The sequence below is a fragment of the Paenibacillus antri genome (assembly GCF_005765165.1).
Taxonomy (GTDB): domain Bacteria; phylum Bacillota; class Bacilli; order Paenibacillales; family YIM-B00363; genus Paenibacillus_AE; species Paenibacillus_AE antri.
In genome coordinates, this window is sequence record NZ_VCIW01000055.1 from 1 (window position 1) to 1,263 (window position 1,263).

Sequence of the window (1,263 nt, forward strand, 5' to 3'; positions counted from 1 at the left end):
TGGACTTCTGTCAAGAAAGTGGACACAAGTCTATGAAGCCTGGAGTTGCTTATGGTATTCCTTTTCGAACCGATGAGGGGGTAGATACCCAAGGGTTGAATGGAGACGTATAAGGTTGTACTCGAGCTCGATGTACTTGTAAAGCGCATCGTATGCTTGCAACCTTGTCTTGAACTTGGTTTGGTAGATGAGTTCCTTCTTTAAGACGCTGTGAAAGGACTCTATACAAGCGTTGTCATAGCAGTTGCCCTTCCGGCTCATGCTGCCAACCATTTTCATCTCTTTAATGCGCTGTCGGTACTCTGTTGAAGCATACTGCGACCCTCGGTCGGAATGATGAATCAGACCCGCCGGCGGCTTTCGGCGTTCACAAGCCATATCGAAGGCTCTGAGAGCAAGTTCCTTGGTAATGCGGTCCCCCGCAGCCCATCCAACGATCTTGCGGGAGAACAGATCCATCACGCTAGCTAAATACACCCAGCCTTGCTGCGTTTGGATGTACGTGATGTCCGAGACCCAGACTTGGTTAGGGGCAAGGACTTTAAAGTTTCGATTGAGCACATTTTCGTATACCGGGTGATTATGCTTCGAGTTCGTGGTTGCTTTGTGTTTCTTTACAACAACGGAGCGCAGGCTCATTTCTTTCATGAGCCGGCTGACGGTTCTGGTTGAAACCACCCAGCCTTCTTGACGCAGTTTTGCGGCGATCTTCGGACTTCCGTCGCGTTTTTTAAAGGCATAAAAGTGATGCTGAATCCGCTTCTTTAGCTTGTTTCGCCGCTTTTCCTGCCTACTGGGTTTATGCTTCAACCATTTGTAGTAACCGCTCCTTGAGACCTTTAGGACACTGCACAACTTCTCGACACGATACTGGGAGCTAAATTTGCGTATAAACGCATATTTCAGTTTCGGTCTTTCGTGAAGAAGTGCATCGCCTTTTTTAGAACCGCGATCTCCTCTTGTAGATCGCGGTTTTGTTGCTCTAACTTCTTAAGTCGATCGTAATCAACGATGAGCTGTGCCTTTTCTCCATTGTTTCCATACTGCTTTCGCCAACTACAAATACTGCTAGCGGGAATATCGAGCTCTTCGGCGAGCTGGGTTGCTTTCTTTCCAGTCTCCTCCATGTGTTTTACCGTCTGACGTTTAAACTCTTCATCAAAATGCTGTCGGATTTCTCCCATGGCACACCTCGACCTGATTAATTGTTTTTATTGTAACAGGTCTTCACTTACGGCGTGTCCACCTTCTAGTCTAATTGCA

1 pseudogene is annotated in these 1,263 nt (G+C 47.3%); it reads right to left on the minus strand.

Annotated features, from left to right (window positions below):
- Positions 1-30 precede the first annotated feature (30 nt).
- A pseudogene (locus FE782_RS31955) lies at positions 31-1,184 on the minus strand (IS3 family transposase).
- Positions 1,185-1,263: the final 79 nt, after the last annotated feature.